This window comes from Hyalangium sp. (genome assembly GCF_045802625.1).
Lineage (GTDB): Bacteria > Myxococcota > Myxococcia > Myxococcales > Myxococcaceae > Hyalangium.
The window spans coordinates 1-1,562 of the sequence record NZ_JBJMQP010000255.1; the positions used below are offsets into that span (position 1 = coordinate 1).

Sequence of the window (1,562 nt, forward strand, 5' to 3'; positions counted from 1 at the left end):
GTCGCTCGGATCGGGCGGGGCGGGCATCGGTGGGGTCGGTCGGCCGGCCCGCGGCCTACCGGCGGGAGGTGGCGCGGCGTTTCTGGCGATTGGTCGGCGAGGGGTGGCAAACGGCGGCTGCTGGCCGGGAGTGCGGCGTGTCGGTCCCCGTGGCCAGCCGCTGGTTCAAGGACGGTGGCGGCATGGCGCCGATCAGCCTGAACGAGCCTTCTGGTCGCTACTTATCGTTCGCCGAGCGCGAGGAGATAGCTATCCTGCGTGCTCAGGGCGTGGGCGTTCGGAGCGTAGCCCGGAGGCTGCGCAGAGCTCCATCGACGATTTCTCGGGAGATTCGCCGCAACGCTGCGACCCGCGGTGGCCGGTTCGAGTATCGAGCGAGCACGGCTCAATGGCACAGCGAGAGGCGAGCTCGCCGGCCTAAACAGAGCAAACTGGCGGTGAATGGCCGCCTGCGCGACTACGTGCAAGCCAAGCTGAGCGGCCAGGACGATGGCCACCGGCCCGGGTCAACCGTGGCGCGGTGGTGCGGGTGTCGGCGAGTTGGGTGCGCAGGTCGTCGAGGACTGTGGAGCCCAGAGCAGATCGCTCGCCGGCTGCCGTCAGAGTTCCCCGACGATGAGAGCATGCGCATCTCTCACGAGGCGATCTACCAGGCTCTCTACGTGCAAGGACGAGGAGCGTTGCGTCGTGAACTGGCCTCCTGCCTACGCACGGGCAGGGCTTTGCGCAAGCCCAGGAAGCGTCCGGGCGTTCGGGGCAAGCGGCAGATCCCACCCGAGATCTTGATCAGCGAGAGACCGCCCGAAGTCGATGACCGAGCCGTCCCGGGCCACTGGGAGGGTGACCTCATCATCGGCGCGCGATCGTCGGCGGTCGGCACACTCGTGGAGCGCACCACACGCTTCACCATGCTGCTGCACCTGCCTCGTTTGAATGACCTCGCGCCCGCCGCCCCCGGAGAACAGGATCGCGGATGGACCGGGCATGGCGCTCTCGCGGTCCGTGAAGCCATAGCTGGAACGATCACAACACTGCCGGAGCAGCTTCGCCGATCCCTGACATGGGATCAAGGTATCGAGATGGCTCAGCATGCTGAACTGGCTATCGATGCGGACCTGGAGATCTACTTCTGCGACCCGCACAGTCCCTGGCAGCGGGGAACGAACGAGAACACGAATGGGCTTCTGCGCCAATACCTACCCAAGAACAGCGACCTATCGCTGCAGACAGCCGACGACCTCCTAGACATAGCTGCCGCCCTGAACGGGCGTCCACGAAAGACGCTCGGATGGCGAACACCCGCCGAGGCCCTCGACCAGCTACTGTCCACCCCACCGGCTGGTGTTGCGAGGACTCCCTGAATCCGCCGGCACCTGGGAGCTCGAGATGATCAACGGGGTGCCGTGGGCCAGACCACCCGCCTGGGCACACCCCACCCGCCCCCTCCTCCGCAACGCAAGCCACCACTCCCCCACGGCCGCATGACCAGGGGACCCGGCTGCGTCGGTGGGAGCAGGAGAGGAACGCCGGCGCGTCCTACTCACAGCAACGAGTCTCAACAC

The 1,562-nt window shown here is 66.8% G+C and carries 1 protein-coding gene; it reads left to right on the forward strand.

What is annotated here, in order from left to right; translation table 11 throughout:
- Positions 1-1,361: IS30 family transposase (locus ACJ8AT_RS39455; protein WP_407743160.1), on the forward strand; the 1,361-nt coding region annotated here is incomplete at its 5' end.
- Between the last annotated feature and the right edge of the window lie 201 nt (positions 1,362-1,562).